The organism is Acinetobacter sp. V115_6, from assembly GCF_031799025.1.
Taxonomy (GTDB): domain Bacteria; phylum Pseudomonadota; class Gammaproteobacteria; order Pseudomonadales; family Moraxellaceae; genus Acinetobacter; species Acinetobacter pittii.
The window spans coordinates 1-26,071 of record NZ_JAVQNO010000013.1 but is presented as its reverse complement, the minus strand read 5'-3'; the positions used below and the strand labels follow the sequence as shown (position 1 = coordinate 26,071).

General features: G+C 39.4%; 26 protein-coding genes, 4 tRNA genes and 1 riboswitch. Of the genes, 23 read left to right on the top strand and 7 right to left on the bottom strand.

Annotation, left to right across the window (positions count from 1 at the left end):
• Nucleotides 1–2: 2 nt before the first annotated feature.
• The 5 genes from dksA to RMA94_RS02085 all read right to left on the bottom strand — a co-directional run bounded on the left by dksA (nt 3) and on the right by RMA94_RS02085 (nt 5,489).
• Nucleotides 3–539, bottom strand: a complete 537-nt coding sequence (gene dksA / locus RMA94_RS02105) for an RNA polymerase-binding protein DksA (protein WP_002121205.1) — start codon at nt 537–539, stop codon at nt 3–5.
• Between the two features lie 211 nt (nt 540–750).
• On the bottom strand, nt 751–1,563 hold the full coding sequence (cpdA, locus tag RMA94_RS02100; protein ID WP_311081652.1) for a 3',5'-cyclic-AMP phosphodiesterase: 813 nt from the start codon (nt 1,561–1,563) through the stop codon (nt 751–753).
• A 4-nt stretch (nt 1,564–1,567) separates the two neighbouring features.
• On the bottom strand, nt 1,568–2,194 hold the full coding sequence (locus tag RMA94_RS02095) for an NUDIX domain-containing protein (protein ID WP_060466384.1): 627 nt from the start codon (nt 2,192–2,194) through the stop codon (nt 1,568–1,570).
• A 75-nt stretch (nt 2,195–2,269) separates the two neighbouring features.
• Nucleotides 2,270–4,147 carry a phosphomethylpyrimidine synthase ThiC gene (gene thiC, locus RMA94_RS02090; protein ID WP_311081650.1) on the bottom strand — a complete coding sequence of 626 codons (1,878 nt, stop codon included), beginning with the start codon at nt 4,145–4,147 and terminating at the stop codon, nt 2,270–2,272.
• Between the two features lie 90 nt (nt 4,148–4,237).
• A riboswitch (TPP riboswitch) is annotated at nt 4,238–4,372 on the bottom strand.
• Between the two features lie 34 nt (nt 4,373–4,406).
• Nucleotides 4,407–5,489 (bottom strand): hypothetical protein, encoded by a 1,083-nt coding sequence (locus RMA94_RS02085; RefSeq protein ID WP_311081648.1) that lies wholly within the window; start codon nt 5,487–5,489, stop codon nt 4,407–4,409.
• Between the two features lie 107 nt (nt 5,490–5,596).
• Between RMA94_RS02085 and RMA94_RS02080 the strand changes: the two genes are divergently transcribed.
• From RMA94_RS02080 to phoU, 4 genes are all read left to right on the top strand, one after another.
• Entirely contained in the window at nt 5,597–6,178 is a 582-nt protein-coding gene (locus tag RMA94_RS02080; protein ID WP_284086935.1) for a TetR/AcrR family transcriptional regulator, read from the top strand.
• On the top strand, nt 6,171–7,076 hold the full coding sequence (locus RMA94_RS02075) for an EamA family transporter (protein ID WP_311081647.1): 906 nt from the start codon (nt 6,171–6,173) through the stop codon (nt 7,074–7,076). Before RMA94_RS02080 ends, RMA94_RS02075 begins: the two co-directional genes overlap by 8 nt.
• 95 nt (nt 7,077–7,171) lie before the next feature.
• Nucleotides 7,172–8,503: a TolC family outer membrane protein gene (locus tag RMA94_RS02065; protein WP_233735310.1), complete on the top strand. Its 1,332-nt coding sequence runs from the start codon at nt 7,172–7,174 to the stop codon at nt 8,501–8,503.
• A gap of 105 nt (nt 8,504–8,608) precedes the next feature.
• Nucleotides 8,609–9,331 carry a phosphate signaling complex protein PhoU gene (gene phoU, locus RMA94_RS02060; RefSeq protein WP_000075183.1) on the top strand — a complete coding sequence of 241 codons (723 nt, stop codon included), beginning with the start codon at nt 8,609–8,611 and terminating at the stop codon, nt 9,329–9,331.
• Nucleotides 9,332–9,636: 305 nt separating this feature from the next.
• Here phoU and RMA94_RS02055 read toward each other — a convergent pair whose 3' ends face one another.
• Together RMA94_RS02055 and argH are read right to left on the bottom strand one after the other, a co-directional pair.
• On the bottom strand, nt 9,637–9,906 hold the full coding sequence (locus tag RMA94_RS02055; protein ID WP_000089995.1) for an oxidative damage protection protein: 270 nt from the start codon (nt 9,904–9,906) through the stop codon (nt 9,637–9,639).
• Nucleotides 9,907–9,915: 9 nt separating this feature from the next.
• Nucleotides 9,916–11,349, bottom strand: coding sequence for an argininosuccinate lyase (gene argH, locus RMA94_RS02050; protein WP_213688977.1), 1,434 nt, complete (start codon nt 11,347–11,349; stop codon nt 9,916–9,918).
• Between argH and RMA94_RS02045 the strand changes: the two genes are divergently transcribed.
• The 19 genes from RMA94_RS02045 to RMA94_RS01955 all read left to right on the top strand — a co-directional run.
• Nucleotides 11,340–12,479 (top strand): histidine kinase, encoded by a 1,140-nt coding sequence (locus RMA94_RS02045; RefSeq protein WP_311081644.1) that lies wholly within the window; start codon nt 11,340–11,342, stop codon nt 12,477–12,479. The genes argH and RMA94_RS02045 overlap by 10 nt on opposite strands.
• A 60-nt stretch (nt 12,480–12,539) precedes the next feature.
• The gene (locus tag RMA94_RS02040) at nt 12,540–13,280 is read left to right on the top strand and encodes a LytTR family DNA-binding domain-containing protein (protein WP_311081642.1); all 741 of its coding nucleotides are present in this window, start codon (nt 12,540–12,542) and stop codon (nt 13,278–13,280) included.
• A 100-nt stretch (nt 13,281–13,380) separates the two neighbouring features.
• Nucleotides 13,381–14,298, top strand: a complete 918-nt coding sequence (hemC, locus tag RMA94_RS02035) for a hydroxymethylbilane synthase (RefSeq protein ID WP_032037675.1) — start codon at nt 13,381–13,383, stop codon at nt 14,296–14,298.
• Between the two features lie 3 nt (nt 14,299–14,301).
• Nucleotides 14,302–15,069 (top strand): uroporphyrinogen-III synthase, encoded by a 768-nt coding sequence (locus RMA94_RS02030; protein ID WP_311081640.1) that lies wholly within the window; start codon nt 14,302–14,304, stop codon nt 15,067–15,069.
• An 8-nt stretch (nt 15,070–15,077) separates the two neighbouring features.
• Nucleotides 15,078–15,920: a hypothetical protein gene (locus tag RMA94_RS02025; RefSeq protein ID WP_311081638.1), complete on the top strand. Its 843-nt coding sequence runs from the start codon at nt 15,078–15,080 to the stop codon at nt 15,918–15,920.
• A gap of 9 nt (nt 15,921–15,929) precedes the next feature.
• The gene (locus RMA94_RS02020; protein WP_202724773.1) at nt 15,930–17,123 is read left to right on the top strand and encodes a heme biosynthesis protein HemY; all 1,194 of its coding nucleotides are present in this window, start codon (nt 15,930–15,932) and stop codon (nt 17,121–17,123) included.
• Nucleotides 17,124–17,130: 7 nt separating this feature from the next.
• Nucleotides 17,131–17,571 (top strand): thioesterase family protein, encoded by a 441-nt coding sequence (locus RMA94_RS02015; RefSeq protein WP_002121251.1) that lies wholly within the window; start codon nt 17,131–17,133, stop codon nt 17,569–17,571.
• Nucleotides 17,572–17,765: 194 nt separating this feature from the next.
• On the top strand, nt 17,766–18,092 hold the full coding sequence (locus RMA94_RS02010) for an H-NS family nucleoid-associated regulatory protein (protein WP_000801427.1): 327 nt from the start codon (nt 17,766–17,768) through the stop codon (nt 18,090–18,092).
• A 334-nt stretch (nt 18,093–18,426) separates the two neighbouring features.
• Nucleotides 18,427–19,170, top strand: coding sequence for a type II secretion system protein N (gspN, locus tag RMA94_RS02005; RefSeq protein ID WP_002121195.1), 744 nt, complete (start codon nt 18,427–18,429; stop codon nt 19,168–19,170).
• A complete protein-coding gene (locus RMA94_RS02000) occupies nt 19,170–20,006 on the top strand; it encodes a type II secretion system protein N (RefSeq protein ID WP_005079413.1) in 837 nt (278 codons plus the stop codon). The genes gspN and RMA94_RS02000 overlap by 1 nt, the downstream gene beginning before the upstream one ends.
• Nucleotides 20,007–20,047: 41 nt before the next feature.
• On the top strand, nt 20,048–22,318 hold the full coding sequence (gene gspD, locus RMA94_RS01995; RefSeq protein ID WP_311081635.1) for a type II secretion system secretin GspD: 2,271 nt from the start codon (nt 20,048–20,050) through the stop codon (nt 22,316–22,318).
• 40 nt (nt 22,319–22,358) lie between these two features.
• A complete protein-coding gene (locus tag RMA94_RS01990; RefSeq protein ID WP_311081634.1) occupies nt 22,359–22,985 on the top strand; it encodes an FHA domain-containing protein in 627 nt (208 codons plus the stop codon).
• A 66-nt stretch (nt 22,986–23,051) separates the two neighbouring features.
• Complete coding sequence (locus RMA94_RS01985) at nt 23,052–23,720, top strand: phosphoglycolate phosphatase (RefSeq protein ID WP_005079407.1); 669 nt, start codon at nt 23,052–23,054, stop codon at nt 23,718–23,720.
• A 108-nt stretch (nt 23,721–23,828) separates the two neighbouring features.
• The gene (trpE, locus tag RMA94_RS01980; protein WP_311081633.1) at nt 23,829–25,322 is read left to right on the top strand and encodes an anthranilate synthase component I; all 1,494 of its coding nucleotides are present in this window, start codon (nt 23,829–23,831) and stop codon (nt 25,320–25,322) included.
• Between the two features lie 98 nt (nt 25,323–25,420).
• Nucleotides 25,421–25,496, top strand: a tRNA-Thr gene (locus RMA94_RS01975).
• A gap of 54 nt (nt 25,497–25,550) precedes the next feature.
• Nucleotides 25,551–25,634, top strand: a tRNA-Tyr gene (locus tag RMA94_RS01970).
• A 37-nt stretch (nt 25,635–25,671) separates the two neighbouring features.
• A tRNA-Gly gene (locus RMA94_RS01965) sits at nt 25,672–25,747 on the top strand.
• A 13-nt stretch (nt 25,748–25,760) separates the two neighbouring features.
• Nucleotides 25,761–25,835 (top strand) — tRNA-Thr (locus tag RMA94_RS01960).
• A 147-nt stretch (nt 25,836–25,982) separates the two neighbouring features.
• The coding region (locus RMA94_RS01955) for a GTP-binding protein (RefSeq protein ID WP_072292276.1) at nt 25,983–26,071 on the top strand (89 nt) is incomplete at its 3' end.

Here is a 26,071-nt window from a genome sequence, read left to right as displayed (position 1 = left end):
AATTAACCGTTATTTTGCTTCTCTTTGATTTCTGCCAAAGTTTTGCAATCAATACATAACGTTGCAGTTGGACGTGCTTCTAAACGACGTAAGCCGATTTCAATACCACAAGTTTCACAGAAACCGTAGTCTTCATTCTTAATAGCTTCCATAGATTGTTCGATTTTACGAATTAACTTACGTTCACGGTCACGTGTACGTAATTCAATTGCAAATTCTTCTTCTTGGGTAGCACGGTCGTTTACATCTGGCAGTGCAGTTGATTCGTCTTGCATCGTATTTAAAGTACGATCAACTTCAGACATTAATTCAGCTTTCCATGCTTGCAGAATTTGTCGGAAATGCTCGAGCTGTCCTTCAGACATGTACTCTTCATTTTTCTTAGGTTGATAAGGTGCAATACCAAATAAACTTGCAGTTGTGCCTATGTCAGAAGTTTTAGGTTTCACTTTACGTGCACGTTTTGCAGAAGCTTTGTCACCTTCCACTACAACTTCTGTATGTTCATCCAAAACTTGGTTGTGGTTGTCATTCGCCATAATAGGGCATTCCTCATCATACACGTATTATCTATACGCAAAAAATATGGTGATATGCAAGTGTTTTTATAGAAAACCATCGATGGGATTTTCCCATCGGGTCGTCATCATATAGATTTTTCCTGCAAGATGATAGTCATTCCGACCCGTAAATATTTTCAAAACGTGTTTACCCCAGTCATAATTATATATAAGCATATAAGAAATAGGGCTAATAGCCTGAAATATCAGTGTTTATATGGCCTTGAAAATTTTCAAGACGGAAGACTTCGGTTTCAAAACTACCATCGTTTTTTAGACGAATGTAACGATAGCCGGGAGCATTTTGATCTAAAGCAAAATCATTGCTAAAGGGTTTAAACTGCACACTTGTCGAGGGTGTAGAGAAAAATTCGATCCCTTGCCAAGTGTTTATTGAGTCCTGATGAACATGCCCGCAGACTAAAGCTTTTACATTTTTAAACGGCGTTAATGCTGTAAGCAAAGCATTAGAATTTTGTAACTTGTGATGATCAATCCATTTTGACTTCATGGCAAAAGGATGGTGATGACAAGCCAGCAAAATCGGGTTATCTGCATACTCTTCAAGTAAATTCGTTAAGCTGTCTAGCTGTTCTGCTGATAGATGCCCATCAATATGACCTTTAACCGCACTATTTAATAAAATAACCCGCCAGTTTCCTAAACAAATAACTACAGGTTCCTGATGATTCTCTTTATGCAATGGGAAATGGTCAACATTGTCATGATTACCTAAGGTCTGAAAAAAGGGCAGACCAAGCGTTTGCATATATTGAATATAACGTTTGTAGGTAATAGGCGTTGGTGCCTGAGCTAGGTCCCCAGTATGGATAATTGCATCAATTTCAGGATGTTTATTAAGTATCTGTTGCATAATGGCATGAAAGCTTTCTTCAGGATTCATACCCACAAATTCTAAATGCGGATACTCCAATAGGTGGGTATCGGTAATTTGTATAATGACATGGTCTTTTTGTGAAAGTGTTGAGACTTGAAAAGTCACCGTCCTACCTCTTCGGGTTTATTATCGTTTTGCTGTGTTGGGCCAGCCATTGTAATGCCATAATGACAGGAGCATTTCTTAAACGTCCGCTGTCGAGTAGAGTTTGGATTTCACTATAATTAAATAAGTGTAATTGAATATTTTCACCCTCATCATCTACTCCAAATACACCCCCTTCAGCGGGTAATTCAGTTTCAGCAACATAGAGATGAAATAACTCTGAGCAAGCACCAGCTGACGGGTAAAAGCTAAATAGATGCTCTAAATTTTGAACTTCGCAACCTGATTCTTCAAGGCTCTCTCGTCGAATACAACTTTCTGGTGATTCATCACCATCTAACACACCTGCAATTATTTCTAGCTGCCATGGGGAATGATAGTCATCTAAAGCCCCAACACGAAACTGTTCAATCAGTGCAAACTGTTGTTTTTGATCGTTGTAGAGTAGAACACCAGCTGCTTCAGGCCGATGAACGAGTTCACGCTGCAATACATGAGTATATTCAGATTGATTAAATAGACGATGTCGAAGGCTGACTTTTTCAACTTGAATAAAACCACGGAATAGAGATTCACGTGATGTTACTTCGACATCTTTAGATGTATAACTTGGACGTTCAACAATACTCATGATTCGGTCAGGACGAAATCTATTTATTTCATCCTAACCGAGAATCAGGGCTAGGCAAGTGTTTTTTTTGAATATTTACACTTTATGATACAGTTTTTGTCCTTGTTCTTGATAAACCTCTTTCATCGCTTTGAGGCCTTCTTCAACCTCTGAATCGTTATTGGTGAGGTTGTTGGCATAGTCACGTACATTCTGAGTGATTTTCATTGAACAGAATTTTGGACCACACATTGAACAGAAGTGAGCAGATTTATGAGCCTCTTTTGGTAAGGTCTCATCGTGCATACTACGTGCTGTATCAGGGTCTAAACTTAGGTTGAACTGATCATCCCAACGGAACTCAAAACGTGCTTTTGATAAGGCATTATCACGTACCTGTGCACCCGGATGTCCTTTCGCAAGATCGGCGGCATGTGCTGCAAGCTTGTAGGTAATAATCCCGTCTTTAACATCTTTTTTGTTTGGTAGACCCAAATGCTCTTTTGGTGTGACATAGCAAAGCATTGCTGTGCCGTACCAACCAATCATGGCTGCACCAATTGCAGATGTAATGTGGTCATAACCCGGAGCAATATCGGTCGTTAATGGCCCGAGTGTATAGAATGGCGCTTCTTTACACACTTCTAGCTGAAGGTCCATGTTTTCTTTAATCATGTGCATTGGTACGTGACCAGGGCCTTCAATCATGACCTGAACATCATGTTCCCATGCACGGTGAGTAAGCTCACCTAGTGTTTTAAGTTCGCTGAACTGTGCTTCGTCATTTGCATCTTGAATACAGCCAGGACGTAAACCATCACCTAAGCTAAACGAAACGTCATAAGCTTTCATGATTTCACAGATTTCATCGAAATGAGTGTATAGGAAGTTTTCTTCATGATGTGCTAGACACCACTGCGCCATGATTGAACCACCACGAGACACAATACCTGTTAAACGGTTTGCTGTAAGTGGTACATAGCGAAGTAATACACCTGCGTGAATGGTGAAGTAGTCAACACCTTGTTCAGCTTGTTCAATCAGTGTGTCTTTGAAGATTTCCCAAGTCAGGTCCTCTGCAACACCATCAACTTTTTCAAGTGCTTGATAAATCGGTACTGTGCCGATTGGAACAGGTGAGTTACGAATAATCCATTCACGTGTTTCATGAATATTTTTACCTGTCGACAAGTCCATAATGGTGTCGGCACCCCAACGGGTTGCCCACGTCATTTTTGCAACTTCTTCGTCAATTGAAGAACCAAGTGCTGAGTTACCAATATTGGCATTAATTTTAACCAAGAAATTACGACCAATAATCATTGGCTCAAGTTCTGGGTGGTTAATGTTGGCAGGAATGATCGCACGACCTTCAGCAACTTCTTGGCGAACAAATTCAGGTGTAATTTCTTTTAAGTTTTTTGCACCAAAATTCTGTCCAGCATGCTGACGCATATCAACACCTTCACGCTGGCGTTGATTTTCACGAATTGCAATATATTCCATTTCAGGTGTGATGATACCTTGCTTGGCATAGTGCATTTGAGTGACATTTTTGCCTGCTTTAGCACGGCGTGGATTTTGAATATGGGCAAAACGAATATCAGCGGTACGGATGTCTTTTAAACGTTCCTGACCAAATTTTGAGGTCAAGCCAGAAAGTACGTCAGTATCGTTACGTTCTTCAATCCAGTTTTGGCGAACTGAAGGTAAACCTTTGTCTAAATCGATTTGAACATTTGGGTCGGTATAAACACCTGAAGTGTCATATACCATAACAGGAGGATTATGTTCACCGCCAAGACCGGTAGGCGTGTCGGTTAAAGAAATTTCCCGCATTGGAACCTGAATGTCAGGGCGAGAGCCTTCAATATAAACTTTTTTAGAAGCGGGTAAGACGCGGGTTAAATCTTTTGCATCTTGTTCATGTTGTGCTGAAATTTCAGCAGAAGAAAGATTCGTTAACTGGTTCATCACATGATCCTTATGAATAACATCAACGAATCAAGCACGACCAAAAACGATGGCGGATTTATCTTTAACTAGATAAATTTAAGGCTGTAAGTTTTCAGATGGCTTGATTCCTACGCAGGTCTTAACCTGATCAGGTTCAACGGTACTTGTGATCAAACTTGTGTTGCGATAACACGGAATTTACACAATCTCAGCGAGCTATTACTCGCGCTCCGTCAAGCGATTTAAAGACTAACATGTTTTAGGTTGGCTGGCATTGTCAATTTGTATCTATACAAACCGCATCCATATGGCAGTCACGATAGACTTCCGTGTTCCATGGCGAATCAAATTTTAAGAGCTGCTCAAGTTGTTCATGAGTCATCTGATAATTTGATTTTTTATCACCATTTTTATCAGTTAAATCTATTTTAAATTGCTTATTACGCTCATCGATAGGCGTAGCAATAAACTTAAGAAACAGTTGAGCAGGTTTGGCTAAACTCGACTCATTTTGTGTAGAGAGAAACCGAATTTGCTGAAGCGCATCTTTATCAAACCATGTGTTCGGCGCATATTCATCTGACACTGGCGTGTTGTCTAAGCCAAAGAAAATAAAATAACGATATTCATTAAATAGTAGTTTTGCATCATCAATAAAGTGGCTCTTTGGATACTTTTGAATAAACTTTTCCCAAAATAATGCGCGTTCAGTGAGCTCTTTCCATGAAATAGCCAACGCACCATCATTATAAAAAATATCCTGATTGTCTTTCGCCATACGAGTTAAAAACTCTTTTTGGTCCGCAGGTAAGGATTTGGAAAAAATGTCAACTAAATAGCTTGGCTGGCGTCGATAGGTAAACATGCCTTCGCCTTGATAAAGCAGGTCAATGTAGGCTTGGCCTTCATGTTGAAGTAAATATTGATCACGTGGGCTAAGTTGGGCGAAGAGCTTTTTCTGACTTTGAATAACCTTTTTAAGGTCTTGTTTCTGTTCTAAAACGGCATAGCCAAATGCTTCAAAAGCTCTACCTGTTTTTTCAGTGTAGTCTTGTTTTAGAAAACGTTGATACATGGCAGTTGATGCATCAATCAGCTTAAGCTGCTCATGATTTTTTAAAGAAGGAACACAGGTTTTAAGCTTTTCATTAATTTGATTTAAGTCTTCTATTTTGCTGTTTTGATTAATCGTGTGCATAGCTACCATAATTTGTAAGCAGCTACTGTCTTGTTTTTGAGTGGCCTTTTGCTCAGTTGGTTTTTGCTCTTTAGGTACAGCTTGATCTTGCTCTGATGTTTTATTACATCCAGCTAAAAGTAGTGCACCGCACATACTCATTATTAGAACTTTTTTCATCATTGTACTTTTATAGAAATTAATATTGCTCAAATTATAACGCTTAAAAAGATTGCATCATTGTTAGAAATCTTTATTATTAGGTAGGTCGGTCTACTTAAGTAAAAACTATGAATGATAAAACAGCAAGACAGAAAATTCTCGATGCAGCAGCAACCTTATTTTATAACGATGGTATTACTGCAACTGGAATTAACTCAGTTACGGCTAAAGCAGATGTTGCGAAGATGTCGCTTTATAATAATTTTTCTTCAAAAGGTGAGCTTGTCGATGCCTACATTGCTGCACGCCATCAAGAGTGGCTTGATCTCTACCAAAAGCGTTTAGAAAAAATAAAAACAGCTAAAGAAGCCATCTTGGCCGTATTTGATGCCTATCAAGACCATGCGGAATTTGCCTATGAAAAAGGCTTTCGAGGTTGTGGGTTATTGAATGCTGCGGCTGAGTTTCCGGCCAATAGTACAGGGCGTAGTTCTGTAAGGCAGCATAAAGAAGAAGTGGAGGCTATTGTTGCTGAGCATTTAAAAAAATTAATCCCAGAGTTACAGCGCGTTAACTATGTGGCTACGCAGCTTTCTTTTCTTTTAGAGGGTTCTATGGCACGAGCAGGCTTAGAAGGAAACAGCCGTCAACTTCTATTAGCAAAACAAATGGCAGAAGACATTTTAAATAGAGAATGTCCACATGATTAGCCTCATTAAAAATAGTAGCTATGGAGGCACAATTGCAATTTTAGTTGCTTCTGTTTTGTGGGGAACAACAGGTACGGCGGCAGCATTTGCACCGACACTTGGCCCACTTGCTATTGGCGCTGTAGCGATGGGCGGTGGAGGTCTTTTACAAGCTTTGGTTGCATCACGAGCAATACGGGAAAACCGTCAGTTTATAAGGGAAAATCTTTCAATACTGCTTTTAGGCATAGCGGCGGTGGGTATTTATCCCTTGGCTTTTTATTCTTCAATGTATTATGCAGGCATTACGATTGGCACCGTGGTTTCAATTGGTACTGCTCCACTAATCGCAGCAATTTTAGAACGATTCTTTGATCGCAAAGCTTTATCGGCTATCTGGTTTCTAAGTTTTGTGTGCGGTGTGCTTGGGGTAAGTATGTTGTCGATGGGCGAAAGTCATGCGGTTCAAGAGAGTACAAATCAATGGAATAAATTTTTCGGTATTTTTCTTGGGCTGGTCGCTGCTACAACTTATTCGCTTTATTCATGGGCCGCGAAAAGATTAATAGATCGGGGTGTTGCTGCTAAAGCTGCAATGGGTATGATTATGGGCGGTGGAGCGGTTATTTTACTGCCTACTTTGTTGATTACAGGTGGAGGGTTACTACAAAGCTCAACCAATCTACTTGTGGCTGGCTATATGATGCTGATTCCTATGTTTTTTGGTTATTTACTTTTTGGATTTGGTCTAAAAACAGTAAATGCCAGCAAAGCGACAACCTTAACTTTATTTGAACCTTTAGTGGCTGCGATTTTTGCGATTGTTTTGGTTGGCGAGCATGTTTCATGGGTAGGTTGGATAGGCATGTTTTTGATTTTTATTTGTATTTTAATCTTGTCAAAAACTAAGAACGCTTAAAAAACTAAAACTTTTAATGGCTTGAGTTTGATTTGAATTTTTCTTAGTCTTAAAGGCAAGTTTTATCGTTGATTTGAACAATGAAAATAAAATTAATGGTCGCTGTTGGCCTTTGGAGTTTTGCATCTTCGAGTTTTGCTCTAGATTTGGTTGAAGCTTATGAGCGCGCAAAACAAAATGACCCGACGTGGCAAGCCAATCAACAACAATTTGAAGCAGATCAACTGAACTTAGGCTTAGCAACGGGGGCATTATTACCCACTGTCACATTGTCTGGAAACATTACTCGTAATCGACAAACTGTAAAACGTTCAAACTTTCCGGGTGTTGATCAAGAAGGCCTGTCAGATGCTTTGGTAAGTAATACATCAACGACTCGACAAGCCACTCTCACTGCACGTCAGCCATTATTTCGAATGGATGCTTGGGAAGGTTATAAGCAAGTTAAAACTTCGGTTGCCTTAAGTGAAATTACCTTAAGACTGCAAAAACAAGATCATGTTTTAAATGTGGCAGAAGCCTATTTTAATGTGTTGCGTCAGCAGGCACTGAGTGTTGCATACTTACAAGAAGAAAAAGCTTTGCTTGAACAGCTCAATATGATGAATGCTAAACTCAAAGAAGGGTTGGTGGCACGTAGTGATGTAAGTGAAGCAAATGCTCAATATCAAAATGCCAGAGCCAATCGTATTTCAACCAATGTTCAATTACTTTTAGCCCAAGAGCAGCTTTCTGAATATATTGGTTCTTATCAAGATAAACTCGCTGTACTGCGAAGTGATTTTAATTTTCAAAAGCCTTATCCAGCAGAACTTAATGACTGGCTTTCTTTGGCGCAGCAAAAAAACTTAAAGATCCAGCAAGCCCGTTTACAGCAAAGATATAGTGAAGATCAGCGCCGTGTCGAAAAGGCAGCGCTTTATCCTCAAATAGATGCCGTAGCAAGTTATGGCTATACTAAACAAACACCAGAGACGCTCATTTCGACTGACGGAAAATTTGATCAGGTCGGGGTAGAAATGAACTGGAATCTATTTAATGGTGGACGAACCCGAACATCAATTAAAAAAGCCACTGTAGAAGTCAGTAAAGCGCAGGCACAACTTGATGCAGCCATTCGCCGTGCCAATGTCGATGTGAAAAGTGCGTTTATGCAGGTAGACACAGATCAAGCCAAACTTGAAGCAAGAAAGGCTGCAATGGATTCATCTTCTTTAGTTTCTCAAGCTTCAAAAGCGAGTTATAACGAAGGCTTAAAAAGTATGGTTGATGTTTTATTGGCGCAGCGTAATGCTTTTTCTGCAAAACAGGATTATCTTAATGCTCAGTATGACTATTTATTGAATGTGCTTCGTTTAAAAGCTGCGGTAGGCCAGTTAGGTGAAAAGGATCTGGTTGAGCTTAATAGCTGGTTAACTTATCAGTAATTAAATGCTTTTATCTGAAATTTAATTTTGTCATAAAAACTTAATGATTGCTGTGTTTTAATGCTCAATCATTTTATTCCCGCGCCATCATGTTGGAGGCTTCCCTTGAGTCCGAGTAATCCGGTGTTAAGCCATCATATTTCTTCTCAATTTAATGAAGATTTGCAAGATGTAAACACAAAGTTTATGACCATGGGTGGCTTGGTCGAACAGCAGGTTGCAAATGCAATCCATTCTTTACTTGATACCGACGCAAATTTAGCGATTGATGTTCAATTTAAAGATAATGCAGTCAATCAATATGAACGTGATATTGATGAAGGCTTAACGTTGATTTTGGCGCGTCGTCATCCGGCAGCGATTGATTTGCGTATGGTTATTGCCATGAGCAAAGCCAATACTGACCTTGAGCGCATTGGTGATGAAGCAGCGAAAATTGCCCGTATTGCACAAAACCTGTGTGAAGAGGGCGGGTCACCGCGTGGCTACATGGAAACACGTCATATTGGTAACCAAGTTCGTGTCATGATTCATGATGCACTTGACGCTTTTGCACGTTTAGATGCAGATCAAGCTTTACGTGTACTTTTAGCGGATGCTGACATTGACCGTGAATATCAATCAGCAACACGTACATTAATGACCTATATGATTGAAGACCCGCGTCATATTGCTCGTGTAATTAATGTCATGTGGGTTTTACGTTCATTAGAGCGTATTGGCGATCATGCTCGTAACATTGCTGAGCAAGTGATTTATATGGCCAAAGGCTTTGATGCTCGTCATACCAAAATTGAAGAAATTGAAGCTAAAGTCCACGAAAAGTAATCTTGAGCTGAAATATTTAAAGGCCTTGTTTGAAGCAAGGCCTTTTTATTTTTAAAAATAATAGATAAAAAAATGTCCCGAACTTTGGGGGGAAGTTCAGGACAGAAAATCAAGTGCATAAACACGACAGGGATCGTGTTCTTCTTGCTATAGAGTGATATTAAGTTCTTCGCTTTTTGATGTCATGTAGAGTCCTGTGCGCTCTATGTAAGGCTTTTTATGTTTGTGTAAGTTTCACGTAAAAAAAGGCGGATCTATGTATATAGACCCGCCTTTTTAATGATGATTAAGCTAAAACAAACCGATTATTCTGGTTTCCAGCCTTCAGCTTTTTCTACACTTTCATCATTATTGAAGAATTTCTCACGTTGTTCTTCCAGAAACTTTTTAGCTTCTGGTTCAAACACGTTTAAACGCTTTTCATTAATGAGCGTAGTTTGATGCTGTAACCATTCTTGCCATGCTTGTTTAGAAACATTTTCAAAAAAATCTTGGCCTTTAGCACCTGGGAAAGGAGCGAAGTCTAAACCTTCCATTTCCTTTTGATATTTACGGCAAAATACTTGGCGACTCATGTTTTATCCTTAAGCGTATAACTGTTCTAAACGTGCGTGGGCACGCGCAATTGCAGCTTCAACCTGTTTTGGAGAAGTTCCACCAATATGATCACGAGCATTTACAGAAGCTTCTAGAGTTAGGGCTTTGTCAAACACATCTGCTGTAATTAAGTCAGAGAATTGCTGTAATTGCTCAAGTGTGAGTTCAGATAAGTCTTTTTCTTCAGCAACACCTAATGCAACTGCTTTACCTACAATTTCATGCGCATCACGAAATGCAACGCCTTTTTTCACTAGGTAGTCTGCAAGATCGGTTGCAGTCGAGAATCCACGAAGAGCAGCTTCACGCATGATTTCAATATTTGGAACCAATGCAGGAATCATGTCTGCAAATGCCATGAGTGAACCACGAACTGTATCGATTGCATCAAATAAAGGTTCTTTGTCTTCTTGGTTATCTTTGTTGTACGCCAATGGTTGACCTTTCATGAGCGTAAGTAAGCTAATTAAGTCACCAAATACACGGCCAGATTTACCGCGAATAAGTTCTGGAACATCCGGATTTTTCTTCTGTGGCATGATTGAAGAACCAGTACAGAAGCGGTCAGGAATATTCACAAATTTGAACTGTGCAGAAGTCCAAAGAATGAGCTCTTCTGACATACGTGATAAGTGCATCATAATAAGTGCAGCAGCTGCATTAAATTCAATGGCAAAGTCACGGTCAGATACAGCATCAAGAGAGTTTTCAGATACAGCTTCAAACCCTAAAAGTTCTGCTGTATAAGCACGGTCAATCGGATAAGTAGTACCAGCAAGAGCGGCAGATCCAAGTGGCATACGGTTAACACGTTTACGGCAGTCTTGAAGACGTTCAGTGTCACGTACCAACATTTCAAACCATGCTAACAAGTGATGACCAAAAGTTACTGGTTGAGCGGTTTGTAGGTGTGTAAAGCCTGGCATAATTGTATTTACATTTTTAGCAGCCAAGCCTAACAAGCCTTTTTGTAAACGTTCTAATAATTTTAAAATATCATCAATTTCGTCGCGCAGGTAAAGACGAATATCAGTTGCAACCTGATCGTTACGGCTACGGCCAGTGTGTAATTTTTTACCTGTAATGCCAATACGTTGAGTCAAACGTGATTCAATGTTCATGTGAACATCTTCAAGATCGATGCGCCATTCAAAGTTTCCAGCCTCAATTTCTGAGCGAATGGTGCTTAAACCTTCAATAATGTCATCGCGTTCTGCTTCTGTGAGTACGCCAACTTTCGCAAGCATGGTAGCATGCGCAATCGAACCAGCGATGTCTTGTTTATAAAAACGTTGGTCAAACTGAACAGAGGCGGTAAATTCGGCTACAAAAGCGTCCGTCGCTTCAGAAAAACGACCACCCCACATACCTGAGGTTTGGTCTGGGGTTACTGAATTAGGGGGATTTGAAGATGTGGTCATGGTGGCTCAGTAAAATAAAAAAGAGTATATCACTTGCCGAAGCTCAACAAACAAAGTTGTTTCCTACAGCATACCGAAATCAAAATTCCTCCTATTTTTTTACGAAAAGCGGGCGTTGGCAACACTTATTCGAATTAATTATCGCAAGTAATGTTTTGGCACTGGTTCTGGCATTGGCTGAAGCGCAGTCTTGGCAAGCCTTAAGCGGGGGAAGGCTTTTTCAATACATCATTTTTATTAACTGGGTAATATTGTCCTTTTTTGCATTGGTGGAACGCTTTCAAAGTTTTTTTAGCAGCTTGCGTCAAGAATTTGCTTTGGCTATTGGTTTTGTCATGCTGCAAAGTATTGTTGTTTTGACCACTTTAATCAGTAATTTTTTTCAGTTTGGTCTTTTAAATAAACATGCTTTTTTAACGCAGGGCTGGAGTGTTTATTTTACCAATGTACCTTTATATCTAAGCTATGGAATATTACTCGGGGCTTTCTGCTTACGTTATTTATATGTCAGGGAACAATGGTTGCACCAGCAATATGCCGAGTTAAATGCCCGTATTCAGGCCATGCAAGCACGAATTCACCCTCACTTCTTATTTAATAGTTTAAATAATGTGGTGAGTTTAATCGCGATAGATCCAGATAAAGCAGAAAGTATGCTTATTAGTTTGTCGCGTTTATTTCGAGCAAGTTTCCAAGAATTAAAATTGGTGAGTCTGCATGAAGAAATCGAGCTGAGTAAACAATATTTAATGATTGAACAGGTCCGTTTGGGAGAACGTTTAAAAGTAGATTGGAAGATCGAGCTTTCATCTGTGCAATTAAAACAGATCACTATTCCTTTATTGACATTACAACCTTTGTTAGAGAATAGTATTTTTCATGGGGTAGAACCAATGATGGGTAAAGCAACCATAGGGGTATTGGTTGAAATATTGCAAAATCAGGTCAGTATAGTCATTACCAACCCATATACAGACGATACAATAAATTCACGGAAAGGGCATGGAATCGCTCTTGAAAATGTTAAGCAGCGCCTGAAAGCGTATTATGGGAACACCGTTAGATTTCAGGTTTATAAAGGTGAAGCTTTATATACCACTATTATGAGCTATCAATATCAAACAAAATAATAAGTCAGTCAGAGTTAACCATAAAAAAATGGACCAAGTTAACGGTGACAAGGAGGATGAATGAAGGTGCTAATTTGTGATGATGAACCACTTGCAGTGGAGCGTTTATCACGTTTAGTTTCAAAGATGGGACATGAAGTTGTATCAACGGCTCATCATGGACAAGAGGCCTTGGAACAGGCACGGCTTCATCAACCGGATGTAATCTTGCTTGATATTCAAATGCCAGGTATGAATGGGCTTGTCTGTGCAGAACAGTTAAGTCAGCTCAATCCTCGACCAGCTATTGTATTTTGTACCGCCTACGATCAGCATGCATTGGAAGCTTTTAAAGCTCAGGCTCAAGCATATCTTCTTAAACCGATTGATCCGGTTGAGCTTGAGCAAGCTTTAAGTCAGCTAACCCAACTTACTCAAGCGCAGCTCAATGCATTACCGAATTCTGAACTTTTACAAGATTTAAAAACACAGCGTCATCAAATTGCCGCAAAAACCTATCGTGGTGTTGAGCTGATTCCAGTTGAAAATATCTATTACTTTTTAGCCGATCAGAAATATGTCACTGTGAGACATAAAAATGGCAGTGTATTAATAGATGAAACATTAAAAGAGCTTGAAACCGAATTCGCAGATCAGTTCATTCGTATTCATCGAAATGCGTTGGTTGCAGTCGCATATTTAGATGGGTTGGAGCTGATCAGTTCGGGGCAATATCAGGTTAAATTACGCGGTCTTGATGAAAGACTTTCAGTGAGTCGTCGACATTTGTCTACGCTTAGAGAGCGAATTCATCAGCTCTAAATTTAAAAGAGTTATCTTGGACTTGCGAGATTTTACTTGCAATTTTAAGGGATCAAGTTAAGTTTAGGGTGTATTGTTTGACCAGCCCATGCTTGAATTTATGAAAACCTTGAAAATTGCTACACGACAAAGCCCACTTGCTCTTTGGCAGGCAGAACATATTCGTGCCCGTTTAGAGGAGCTTCACCCTGATTTAACGGTGGAACTGGTTAAATTTGTCACGCAGGGCGATAAAATTTTAGATACGCCTTTAGCAAAAATTGGGGGCAAAGGGCTGTTCGTTAAAGAGTTGGAAGCAGCACTTTTAGATGGGCGTGCAGACTTAGCCGTACATTCAATGAAAGATGTCCCAATGGCTTTGCCAGAAGGTTTAACTTTAGCAGTAATTTGTGAGCGTGAAGATCCGTTAGATGCTTTTGTTTCAAATCAGTTTGAAAAATTCGCTGATTTACCACAAGGTGCAAAAGTCGGTACCTCAAGTTTGCGTCGTAAATCTCAGATTTTAAAACAACGTCCTGATTTGCAAATTATTGACTTGCGTGGAAATGTTGGCACACGTTTGGCGAAGCTAGATGAAGGTCAATACGATGCGATTATTCTGGCCAGTGCTGGTTTGAAGCGTTTAGGTTTGTCAGAACGTATCCGTCATTGTTTGACACCAGATATTAGTTTGCCTGCTGTGGGACAAGGTGCATTGGGTTTAGAGTGCCGTGCAGCTGACCAAGATGTATTGGCTTTAATTCAACCTTTATTACACGAAGAAACTGATGTTTGTGTACGTGCTGAACGTGCATTTAATGCCTATCTTGAAGGCGGTTGTCAGGTCCCAATTGCAGGTTATGCCACACTGCAAAATGGTCAAATCCATATCGAAGGTCGTGTTGGAAGCCCTGATGGCCAAACATTATTACGTGCTGAACTAACAGATGAAGCCAATAATGCTCAGCAATTGGGTGAAAACCTTGCTCGAAACTTACTTGATCAAGGTGCTGGCGAGCTATTAAAGGCCCTCTACTAAACCATGCTGTTTATTAATACTCGACCTGATTCGCGTGCAGCTGAATTAACAGAAGCTTTGCAAAATGAAGGTTATCAGGTTGAGTCTTTACCTCTTTTAGAGCTCGTTGCTACCCCATTTTCCGAACACTTACTTCAGCTTTACCAACAATTAGTTAAGGCGCAAGCTATTGTTGTCGTCAGCCCAACTGCTGTTGAATTGGGTATGGAGTATTTAGTAAAAAGCGATTTAAAAATTAGCGACTTAAAACATATTCAGTGGATTGCGGTAGGGCAAGCAACAGCCAATTGTCTAAACGAATATGGAATAGAAGCACATATCCCAGATGTTGAAACTTCTGAAGGAATGTTGAACCTGCCTATTCTGCACAATATGCAACAGACGGGTAGTGTGGCTTTTTGGCGGGGAGAAGGTGGACGCCAATTTATGATGGAGACCTTGCAACAACAAGGAATTCAGATTTTAAATTTTGTTCTATATCATCGGCAATGCCCAGAAACTTCATATTCTACATTCAAACATCTGACACAGAATTCAAATTATAATTTAAATAAATGGCTCGTCTTAATTACCAGTGAAGCGAGCTGGAAATATTGGTTAGAGCTTTGTTCAAAAAATAATGTACAACCTGATGGTGTATATCTGGTTTTAGGACCTCGTCTTTTTCAAATTGTTAAAGAGTATCGCGATCAGCAACAGGCTCATTTTCACATTATTCAACTTGAAAATTTATCGCCTTCGGGGATGATTCATCACATTCAGGCATTATAAGGATTCGTATGAGAAAACTTGTTTCTATCATCATTTTACTGGGCGTAGCTTGGTTGGCTAAGCTCAGTTACGATATGTGGCAAATTTCTCGTACTGTTCCCGAGCTTAAACAAAGTCTGCTGCAATCAGAACAGCACTATGCCAATTTAAATGATCAATTGGTTGCTTTACAGCGACAGTTGCAGAATCAACCCGTAAGTACAGGGAATAAAACGAGTTCAGTAGCTCAACCGGATGCTCCACCGACAGGTATTGCACCTACAGTTTTAATTAAACAAAAGTTAGATTTAATTCAATTTGCGATTGATCAGCAGCAGTTGATTTATGCAGTTGATCAATTAAATCAGTTACAGCAATCGCTTGTACACTATGAAATTGCTCCTGCATTGCAGCATAGCTTGGATCAATCGCTTGAGCAGGATAAACAGGCAGTTCAACAGTTCACTTTGGCTCAAAATCAACGTCATCAATTAATCGATGATTTATTACAGAACATTGATAAGAATATTCAACAAGCCTTAGCCCAGCCTAAACTTGAAATGGATCAATCCGAGACTGTGTCTTGGTGGAAAAAGTGGTTCCGTATAGAAAAAGTAGAAACGCCGTCTATTAATTTAATGAGTCGAAGCGTTGTGCTTAAAGAAGTGCAATTAAGATTGTTGATTGCCGAACAGGCACTCAATCAAGGAAAAATGACTGAGTATCAAAATGAGTTGCAATCTGTGATGCAAAAGTTAGATGAAATGCCTGATGCAACCAGTCAGCAGTTAAAAAAACGTATTGCTAAAGTGGCACATTTATCTATCGTGCCTGTTCCTAAACTCTCTACACTTGGGCTAATCGGCTCATAAGGAGGATATATGAAACACCTCCTGTGGGTTTATTTCGTAATCAGCTTAATACTCTTTGCAGCCCTAGCTTTATTTAGTTATGGCTATGGAATGGGGTATGTCTATATTTACTGGCGACAATTGCAGCTGCAAACAAATGTCTGGGGATTAACTCTTACTTTTGTAGTGATGAGTTTTATTGCTCAACTCTTGTGGCTGTGGATTAAACGTTATTCATCTCGTGAACAAAGAAAAAGTGAAAACATCTTCCAGTTTAAAAACCTTCATCCCTATGAACAATTAGGTATTGTTTGGTTATTAGAAGCGGCCGAAGATCAACGTGTATTTATTGAACGTGTTTTTACTCAATCAGGGCTTTTAAAAAATATTATCGATGCCAAGTTTCTGGTTTTAAGTGGGGATTATTCAAAAGCATTGGCTGCTCTCGATCAATCACCACCGATGGCATTTGAATTGGCAGAGTTACAGCGAATTGAAATCTTTTTAGCCGAAAATGAAGCTGATCGTGCATTAACTCATCTTGAATTTTTATACCAGCATCAGTTATCGCCTTGGTTACAAGAAATAGAAACAGCTTACCAGCAAAGGTTAACGGCTTTATGGGGGCAATTAGCGCTGCAACATCCATGGGTATATTTACGTTCTATGAAATACGGTTTACTAGATGCAGAACACCGTGATTTATGGTTACAGCAGCTTCTTCAGCAATTTGACCAAGCATCTATCGATGACTTACATGCCTTGCAGCAACGTTATTTGGATTTAGAGTCTGAAATACAAACTCGACCTTATAGCAGTAAGTTGTTATGGCTAAAACTATTAGCACGTATGCCAGATATGAGCATGCAGCATGCGGCCTTAACGCTACATTTGTTAAAAGAACAGTTTGACCCAGAAGTGTTTTATCTATGGTTTCAGCAGCAGTTGCTTAAACAAGTTCCAGACTATGCCGATGTTGAAGAAAAAATTATTCAATTTGAAAATCAATATATGAATTTGCCAGTTTTAACCTTTGCAAAATGGCATGTCTATATGGCAACTGGACGTCAAACAGAAGCTGAAACATTATTATCATTATATCCAGATAATATTTTAATGAGCTATTTACGTATTAAGTCCACGCTTAAAGAAGATGATGTGTTAATCAAACAGTTAAATCTAATCTTTGAAAATGATGCAAATTTTTTAAAGTTTAAAATATGAGGTAAAAATGAAAGAACTGTCTGTCTACCCGGTAATATATGAACAGAAAGTAGCGTGGGGAGATATGGACGCTTTTGGTCATGTCAATAATGTACAATATTATCGATATATTGAAAGCTCACGTATTTTATATATGGAAGCAATCAATATATTAACCCCACATTTATATACCGTTGTTGCTTCAAGTCAGTGTAAATATTTAAAGCCTGTTTTTTATCCTGACGTATTGAAAGTTGGTGTTCGCGTGGAAGAGCTCCGTAATAGCGCATTCCGTATGGCTTATATATTGTGGAGTGAAACCCAACAACAAATAGTCGCTACTGGTGAAGCTGTTATGGTATGCGTAGATAAATTAACAGAACGAAAATGTGAAATACCACAGGAAATAAAACAAAAAATTATTGAGCTAGAAAAATCAGTTGGGCATGACTTAATACATTTATCTTAAATAAATATTAATAAAATATATTTCATTTATAATTGGTAATGTAATTAAAAGGTAATTTTTTTGATTATTCTGATGAACACGGCTTTCAAACTATTGCTTATTGAATAGATTATAAATAATATTGGTCTTGATTTTATGTTTTTAAATTTTGTCTGTATTATTTTGAATTGTCTGTAAGACTGGAGTATTTATTAATGAAACCGGATATCAGTGAATTATCTGTTGAAGAGTTAAAACGCTTACAAGAAGAAGCAGAAGCTTTAATTGCAAGTAAAAAAGATCAAGCAATCGAAGATGCTTATAATCAAATTATCGAGATTGCTGAAAATGTAGGTTTCAGTGTTGAACAACTTCTTGAGTTTGGTGCTCAAAAACGTAAGAAAACAACTCGTAAATCTGTTGAGCCTCGTTACCGCAACAAAAACAATGCTGAAGAGACTTGGACTGGTCGCGGTAAACAACCACGCTGGTTAGTTGCTGAAATTGAAAAAGGCGCAAAACTTGAAGATTTCTTAATCTAATCAAATTGCCATTTTTAAAAGCCAAGCAAATTTGCTTGGCTTTTTTATTGATAAAAATATCTCAAAATTTTGCTATAAATATTATTTAAAAAATTGAGTGTTTAAATTGCTCTTTAAATGAATTGTTGAGATCAAATGTGCATTTAGTTCATTAAGCGTCAAGTTTTCATGATTTTGTCATACGTTCAACTTATAGTCTTAATACCGAAGCCAAGCCCGATTGCTTGGTTTTTTTATATGAAGTGAATTGGCGATGTTGAAAAAGTATGCATAATGTCAGACTAGGGAGCTACTCTCAAAATAAGGATGATAATTTGCATGTTGGTAAGGCTGAATGAAGAAAAAGTCTAAGCAATGGAAGTGGTGGTTTTTTGCCCTCATTGCATTTTTAATTTTTATTATTTTACAGATCCCGGCGACGTGGCTTATTTCTAAATTTTCAAAGAATAATCAAACTCTACACAATGTAAGTGGAAATATCTGGCAAGGCCAAGCAGATTGGCGGCGTGGTACTTTGAGAGGCTCGATTCATTGGAAAACTAGACCTCTAGACCTGTTTTTATTAAGGTTCGCTGCTGATGTAGATATCCATAGTGGAAATACCCAATTAGCTGGGGTAATGGGCTATGGTGTGGGGAAAAAAGTAATTGTAAAGGCTATGAATGGTCAGGTTGCACCTGAAACATTAAAACAAATTGTGAATTGGCAATGGCCTGCGAACAGCATCCAGCTGAAAGATATTGAGTTTAATTATAAGAAAGAGCAGGGGTTCGCAGCAGTTGATGGTCAATTACATTGGGGTGGTGGTGCTTTAATTTATAATATCGGTGATCGTCAAGACCGTATGAATATGCCTTCTTTAAATGGGCAATTAACGGATCAAAATGGACAATTACAAGTTGATATACGTGATCAACGCAGTCAAAAAATGGCGAATCTCTTATTAGATGCCAACATGATGCTTGATGTACAGCTTACCCAAAGGTTATTACTCAATATCCCATCTTATGATGGAAAAGCTGGTTTAGATACGTTTGTCATTAGTTCTCGTCAACCCTTAATACAAGGGGGTAACTAATGAAAGTATGGATTGAGAAATTACAGCAATTACAGTGGCAAAAATTAGATCGGTTAAGTGTAGTTGTGTTTGCCTTTTTGGTTTTATGGTTGTGTTGGAAATTAGCTTCATTATTTTGGTGGGTAATTGCCCCTCCTCAAATGATGCAATTTGATCGAGTCGAGTTAGGATCACAGCAGCCGCAAATTCCTAACATTAGTACTTTTTCGCTTTTTAATGAACCTTCAGCCAATGCAGCTCAGGAAAATGTCAACCTAGAATTACAAGGCGTAATGCTAGGTTATCCGAACCGTTTTTCTTCGGCTGTTATTAAACTAGACAATATTGCCGACCGATATCGGGTAGGAGAAACAATCGGTTCTACATCTTATCAGTTGGCAGAAGTTTATTGGGATCACGTAATATTACGTCAAGGTAATGGAAGTACTCGTGAACTCCAATTTAAAGGTTTGCCAAACGGTTTATATCAACCTATGACGCCAGATGCTTCACAGCCAACTGCTACTGCGCCTCAGTCATCGGCACCTGTTAATACGACTCAAGAGGCGTTAGGACAGGCTATTCAGCAAATGCAAGGCAACCGTGAACAATATCTGCGTGACATGGGCGTTAGTGGGAACTCTGGTGAAGGTTTTGAAGTTACAGAACGTACACCCACTGCGCTTCGAAATAAGTTAGGTTTAAGGCCGGGTGATCGGATTGTTTCTTTAAACGGTCAAACGGTTGGGCAGGGACAAACGGATGTGCAGTTACTTGAACAGGCTCGTCGAGCTGGGCAAGTGAAAATAGAAATAAAACGTGGTGATCAAGTGATGACCATACAACAAAATTTTTAGTGATAACACGTCACCATAAGAGTTAGGAATTATCGCAAGTTATGGCTTTATTGAATCATCAACGTCCACTTTGGGCATTACTTGCAGCAGCCCCATTGATTGCGACAGTGAGCAGCAGTGTCTATGCCCAAACATGGAAGATCAATTTACGTGATGCTGACTTAACTGCATTTATTAATGAAGTGGCAGATATTACGGGTAAAAACTTTGCAGTAGATCCACGAGTACGTGGTAACGTCACAGTAATATCGAATAAACCTCTTAATAAAAATGAAGTTTACGACCTATTCCTTGGGGTCTTAAATGTGAATGGAGTAGTGGCAATTCCTTCGGGTAACACCATTAAGTTGGTTCCAGATAGCAATGTTAAAAATTCGGGAATTCCTTACGACTCGCGAAATAAATTGCGTGGTGATCAGATTGTTACCCGCGTCATTTGGCTTGAAAACACCAATCCTAATGATTTAATTCCAGCACTTCGTCCATTAATGCCGCAATTTGCACATATGGCTGCAATTGCAGGGACTAATGCGCTGATTGTTTCGGACCGTGCGGCAAATATTTATCAACTTGAAAATATTATTCGTAATTTAGATGGTACTGGCCAGAATGATATTGAGGCAATAAGCCTTCAGTCGAGCCAAGCTGAAGAAATTATTACTCAACTGGAAGCAATGAGTGCTACGGGAGCATCGAAAGATTTTAACGGTGCCCGTATCCGTATTATTGCAGACAACCGAACCAATCGTATTTTAGTTAAGGGTGATCCTGAAACGCGTAAGCGTATTCGCCACATGATTGAAATGCTGGATGTGCCTTCGGCCGACCGTTTAGGTGGTTTAAAAGTTTTTCGATTGAAATATGCAAGTGCAAAAAATTTATCTGAGATTTTGCAAGGCCTCGTAACAGGACAAGCTGTTTCTTCGTCAAATAGTAATAACAGTTCTTCTAATTCATCGAATCCGATCAATAATTTGATGGGTAATAACCAGAATTCTAGTTCAAATACCTCTGGTTCAAATGGTAGTTCAATTTCTACGCCATCTATTAATTTAAATGGTAATTCGAACAATAATAATCAGAATAATATCTCTAGCTTTAGCCAAAATGGGGTAAGCATTATTGCGGATAATGCCCAAAACTCGTTAGTGGTTAAGGCAGATCCTCAATTAATGCGCGAAATTGAATCTGCTATTCAGCAGCTTGATGTTCGTCGTCAGCAAGTTCTGATTGAAGCTGCGATTATTGAGGTTTCAGGTAAAGATGCCGATCAATTAGGGGTGCAATGGGCACTTGGTGACATTAATAGTGGTATTGGTCTAATTAACTTTACCAATGCAGGTTCAAGTCTGGCTTCATTGGCAGCAGGTTATTTAACTGGCGGTGCTTCTGGTTTGGGAAGTGCAATTGGAGCCGGTAGTTCAATTGCATTAGGGAAGTATAAAGAGGGTGCGGATGGTTCTCGCCAGCTTTATGGAGCTTTAATTCAAGCTTTAAAAGAGAATACAGCTTCTAATTTATTGTCTACCCCCTCTATTGTAACGATGGACAATGAAGAAGCTTATATTGTTGTCGGTCAAAACGTTCCATTTGTAACAGGATCGGTCACTACAAACAGTACGGGGATCAACCCATACACCACGGTTGAGCGTAAAGATGTGGGGGTGACATTAAAAGTTATACCTCACATAGGTGAAAATGGCACAGTTCGACTTGAAATTGAACAAGAAGTTTCAAATGTTCAGGCGAGTAAGGGGCAGGCTGCCGATTTGATTACAAACAAACGTGCTATAAAAACAGCTGTATTGGCTGAGCATGGACAGACAGTAGTCTTGGGTGGCTTAGTATCTGATGATGTTGAATTTAACCGTCAAGGTATTCCTGGGTTAAGCAGTATTCCATACTTAGGTAGATTATTCCGCTCGGATACTCGAAGTAATGTGAAGCGTAACCTTCTTGTTTTTATCCACCCAACAATTGTGGGTGATGCAAATGATGTGCGCCGTTTGTCTCAGCAGCGCTATAGCCAGCTTTATAGCTTGCAATTGGCTATGGATAAAAACGGCAATTTTGCAAAACTGCCTGAGCAGGTTGATGATGTCTACAATCAAAAGATGACACCACCTAGTATTGCCTCTCAGCCGAAAAACTATCAACAAGTTCCTTCAGGTGGAAAAACCTCGACGGTAACTACACCTGTAGCCGTAGAGCCAGCACTGCAAAAGCAAACTTTACAGTTACCTGATCCTGAAGTTAATCGTACTAAAAATACAGTAACAACAACGACACTGCGCCCAAGCACAGCACAGTAGTAGCATGTTATGATTGATAAAAAATGAATAGGACATACGCATGACTTGGAAACTACAAGCAATTACTGGTGAAATTACTGGCCAAGAAATTAATGTTGATCGTGATATGTTGGTAGGGCGTCATCAAGATGCTGATGTATTGTTACAAGCTGCTGAAATTTCACGTCGCCATGCTGCATTGCTTCTAAAAGATCAAGCGCTATGGGTGCAAGACCTGAATTCATCGAATGGCACATTTGTAAACGATATTCGTATTGAGCAAGAAAAGCAGTTGCATGATGGTGATATTGTTCAGTTTGCTAGTTTTAAATTTTCTGTACTAGCACCTGCACAGGCAATCACGGAATTACCTGAAATTGAAGCCGAACCTGTAAATACGACATCCTCTCCAGATTTAAGCGATCAAGGAATGCCGAGCCTTGCAGAGCGTGCCGCAGAAGTAGAAGTTCGTCGCGATGGTATGCCGCAGAATATTTCTATTCCAAAACCTGCGCCTATTCCCGAAGGTGTGGATGTCAATGTAAAACAACCATCACCTGTGACTTTTGATGAGCCTGTTTCTCGAGTTGCCGAAGAAAAAGAGCAACAAAAGAATGCCTCAGTTGGTTTAATCACTATTATTATTTTAGTAATTTTAGCTGTATTGGCATGGTTATTCTTTAAATAATCCGTTGCTGCTTTTACAATCAAGGCATGCTAAACGCATGCCTTTTTAATTTTGAGTAGAAAAAAGATGTCTGTTGCACAACTAAGTAAGCGCGATTTAATTTTATTTGATCTAGATGGGACGTTGGTTGATTCTGCTGCTGATTTGTATCGGTCTATGAATTTAAGTTTAGAGGCGCTAAGTTGGCCATTGGTAACAGAAGTTCAAATACGAGAATGGGTGGGTAAAGGAGCTTCAAAACTCTGTGAAAGTGTTCTGCTTCATATTTTTGGAAAATTAGATCCTGAACAACATAAAGTCTTATTACAAAAATTTATTGATATATATAGTGTAGAACTCTGTGTAAATACTCAAATTTATCCTGGTGTAACCGAGTTTTTAAAACATTGTAAAACTTTGAATATACAAATGGCATGCGTTACCAATAAGCCTGTACAACTTGCTCAAGGTTTGCTTGATGCTTTACAGCTCTCTCCATATTTTCAAGTCGTACTTGGTGGGGATAGTTTACCTGAGAGAAAGCCTCATCCATTGCCATTATTGCATTGCATGCAAAGCCTAAAAATATCTGCTTCACAATCATTAATGATTGGCGATTCAAGTAATGATATTGAGGCTGCGCGTCGTGCTGGAATTGATTGTATTGTGGTTAGCTATGGCTATAATCATGGAGAAAATATCTATGATTGCCAACCTCAGCAAGTTGTTGATAGTCTTGCTGAGTTAATTATCTAATGAATGAAATGGAGATCAGAATGAATAAGCGTATGGTTTTTCGATGGCGTGTCTAAACCGAATCTAGAAAAACACACTTTTAAATCGAAACCATATTAGAGAAAATTCATGACAACATTAGCGCAATTTGAGCAACTCAAGGCTGCTGGTTACAACACGATTCCAGTTTATCGCCAACGCTTAGCAGATACAGAAACCCCTTTATCTGTTTTCGCTCGTTTTAAAGACCACACGCAAGCTTATTTATTTGAGTCCGTCGAAGGTGGCGAAAATTGGGCGCGCTATTCTATGATTGGTTTAGGTGAGTCGACGGTTTTCTCATGTAATGCAGGTGTTCTGTCTATACAACATGCTGATGGTTCAATTACTCAACAAGATTGCCAAGACCCATTTCAGTATATTCGTGAATTTCAGAAGCAATTTAAAGTGCCATCTGCTGAGCTCTTGCCAAACTTACCAAGTTTTACTGGCGGATTAGTGGGTTATTTAGGCTATGATGCAGTCCGTTATATCGAGCCACGTTTAAAGAATGTTCCTACAGCTGACCCAATTACATTGCCGGATTTATGGTTAATGCTATCAAAGACAGTCATTGTCTTTGATAACCTTAAAGATACTTTATTTTTAATTGTTCATGCGGATGCAGAGCAGAGTAATGCTTATGAAGACGCTCAACAAAAATTAGATCAATTAGAGCAATTGTTAGCTACCCCAGTTAGTTTGCAAGCTAAGCCGCATACACCTCCACATTTTGAATCAATTACTGGTAAAGCGAAATTCTTAGAGACAGTCGAAAAAGTTAAAGAATATATACGTGCTGGTGATGTGATGCAGGTTGTTCCGGGACAGCGTATGGTTTCTGATTTCGATGGGGAGGCTTTACAGGTTTATCGTGCTTTACGTCATTTGAACCCATCGCCTTATTTATTCTTGGTACAAGGGCAAACGATTACTGATAAAAAGCCATTCCATATTGTAGGGTCATCGCCAGAAATTCTTTCTCGTTTAGAAAATGGCATTGCGACAGTGCGTCCTCTTGCAGGTACCAGACCACGTGGAAAAACTAAAGAAGAAGACCTTGCTTTAGAAAAAGACTTACTTTCTGATGAAAAAGAAATCGCAGAGCATTTAATGTTGATTGACCTTGGTCGAAATGACGTTGGGCGAGTTTCTAAAATTGGTAAGGTCCAAGTGACTGATCAAATGGTGATTGAGCGCTATTCGCATGTCATGCACATTGTCTCAAATGTACAAGGTGAAGTTCGTGATGATATCGATGCACTAGATGTATTCAAAGCAACTTTCCCTGCAGGTACTTTATCGGGTGCACCAAAAATCCGTGCAATGGAAATTATTGATGAAGTTGAGCCTGTGAAAAGAGGTATCTTTGGCGGGGCAGTGGGATATTTAGGATGGCACGGCGAAATGGATATGTCGATTGCAATCCGTACTTGTGTTATTCGAAATAAAAAGGTCTATGTACAGGCTGGAGCAGGCTTGGTAGCGGACTCAAATCCTGAATCTGAATGGAATGAAACGCAAATAAAAGCTCGCGCAGTGATCAAAGCGGTTGAATTATCATCAAACGGATTGATTTTATGAGTTTTTAGCGGTTTTTTTAAAAAAACCGCTTGCATCGTTTGGAAGTTTTGCTAAACTGCACACCGTTCCGATACGAAACGTACGAAACACTAAGAAGAGCCGGCATAGCTCAGTTGGTAGAGCAACTGACTTGTAATCAGTAGGTCCACAGTTCGAATCCGTGTGCCGGCACCATCTTAAAGGTGTGTAGTTGTGAAGTAAAGAACAACACTGAAATAAGTGTGATATGGTGAGATTCCCGAGCGGTCAAAGGGGGCGGACTGTAACTCCGCTACGAAAGTTTCGAAGGTTCGAATCCTTCTCTCACCACCATTAACTTCGATTGAAGTGGTATATATACCAACACAGTGCGGGAGTAGCTCAGTTGGTAGAGCGGCAGCCTTCCAAGCTGCATGTCGCGAGTTCGATCCTCGTCTCCCGCTCCATCGAAGGATAATCGCTCTTATAGCTCAGTGGTAGAGCACTCCCTTGGTAAGGGAGAGGTCTCGAGTTCAAATCTCGATAAGAGCTCCAGATACAGTTTAGTAGATTTTCTACAAAGATTTAAAAAGCAGGCTTATTAGTCTGCTTTTCAAGTATTGGGTGTTTGATTTTTTAGGCGATATGTCGATGCTGAGTTTTTGCTCAGAATTGTGTTCGACGTAAACGAGGACTATAAACATGGCTAAGGCTAAGTTTGAACGTAATAAGCCACACGTAAACGTGGGCACAATCGGTCACGTTGACCATGGTAAAACAACTTTAACTGC

Excerpts from the sequence above, each read along its gene's own strand:
- RMA94_RS02000 (WP_005079413.1), top strand. The coding sequence starts at position 19,170 with ATGAAAGTATGGATTGAGAAATTACAGCAATTACAGTGGCAAAAATTA.
- RMA94_RS01990 (WP_311081634.1), top strand. The coding sequence starts at position 22,359 with ATGACTTGGAAACTACAAGCAATTACTGGTGAAATTACTGGCCAAGAA.
- RMA94_RS02095 (WP_060466384.1), bottom strand. The coding sequence starts at position 2,194 with ATGAGTATTGTTGAACGTCCAAGTTATACATCTAAAGATGTCGAAGTA.
- RMA94_RS02080 (WP_284086935.1), top strand. The coding sequence starts at position 5,597 with ATGAATGATAAAACAGCAAGACAGAAAATTCTCGATGCAGCAGCAACC.
- RMA94_RS02025 (WP_311081638.1), top strand. The coding sequence starts at position 15,078 with ATGAGAAAACTTGTTTCTATCATCATTTTACTGGGCGTAGCTTGGTTG.
- RMA94_RS02085 (WP_311081648.1), bottom strand. The coding sequence starts at position 5,489 with ATGATGAAAAAAGTTCTAATAATGAGTATGTGCGGTGCACTACTTTTA.
- RMA94_RS02020 (WP_202724773.1), top strand. The coding sequence starts at position 15,930 with ATGAAACACCTCCTGTGGGTTTATTTCGTAATCAGCTTAATACTCTTT.
- argH (WP_213688977.1), bottom strand. The coding sequence starts at position 11,349 with ATGACCACATCTTCAAATCCCCCTAATTCAGTAACCCCAGACCAAACC.
- RMA94_RS02065 (WP_233735310.1), top strand. The coding sequence starts at position 7,172 with ATGGTCGCTGTTGGCCTTTGGAGTTTTGCATCTTCGAGTTTTGCTCTA.
- hemC (WP_032037675.1), top strand. The coding sequence starts at position 13,381 with ATGAAAACCTTGAAAATTGCTACACGACAAAGCCCACTTGCTCTTTGG.
- gspN (WP_002121195.1), top strand. The coding sequence starts at position 18,427 with ATGAAGAAAAAGTCTAAGCAATGGAAGTGGTGGTTTTTTGCCCTCATT.
- RMA94_RS02075 (WP_311081647.1), top strand. The coding sequence starts at position 6,171 with ATGATTAGCCTCATTAAAAATAGTAGCTATGGAGGCACAATTGCAATT.
- RMA94_RS02055 (WP_000089995.1), bottom strand. The coding sequence starts at position 9,906 with ATGAGTCGCCAAGTATTTTGCCGTAAATATCAAAAGGAAATGGAAGGT.
- dksA (WP_002121205.1), bottom strand. The coding sequence starts at position 539 with ATGGCGAATGACAACCACAACCAAGTTTTGGATGAACATACAGAAGTT.
- RMA94_RS02045 (WP_311081644.1), top strand. The coding sequence starts at position 11,340 with ATGTGGTCATGGTGGCTCAGTAAAATAAAAAAGAGTATATCACTTGCC.
- RMA94_RS01985 (WP_005079407.1), top strand. The coding sequence starts at position 23,052 with ATGTCTGTTGCACAACTAAGTAAGCGCGATTTAATTTTATTTGATCTA.
- thiC (WP_311081650.1), bottom strand. The coding sequence starts at position 4,147 with ATGAACCAGTTAACGAATCTTTCTTCTGCTGAAATTTCAGCACAACAT.
- gspD (WP_311081635.1), top strand. The coding sequence starts at position 20,048 with ATGGCTTTATTGAATCATCAACGTCCACTTTGGGCATTACTTGCAGCA.
- trpE (WP_311081633.1), top strand. The coding sequence starts at position 23,829 with ATGACAACATTAGCGCAATTTGAGCAACTCAAGGCTGCTGGTTACAAC.
- RMA94_RS02030 (WP_311081640.1), top strand. The coding sequence starts at position 14,302 with ATGCTGTTTATTAATACTCGACCTGATTCGCGTGCAGCTGAATTAACA.
- RMA94_RS02040 (WP_311081642.1), top strand. The coding sequence starts at position 12,540 with ATGAAGGTGCTAATTTGTGATGATGAACCACTTGCAGTGGAGCGTTTA.
- RMA94_RS02010 (WP_000801427.1), top strand. The coding sequence starts at position 17,766 with ATGAAACCGGATATCAGTGAATTATCTGTTGAAGAGTTAAAACGCTTA.
- RMA94_RS02015 (WP_002121251.1), top strand. The coding sequence starts at position 17,131 with ATGAAAGAACTGTCTGTCTACCCGGTAATATATGAACAGAAAGTAGCG.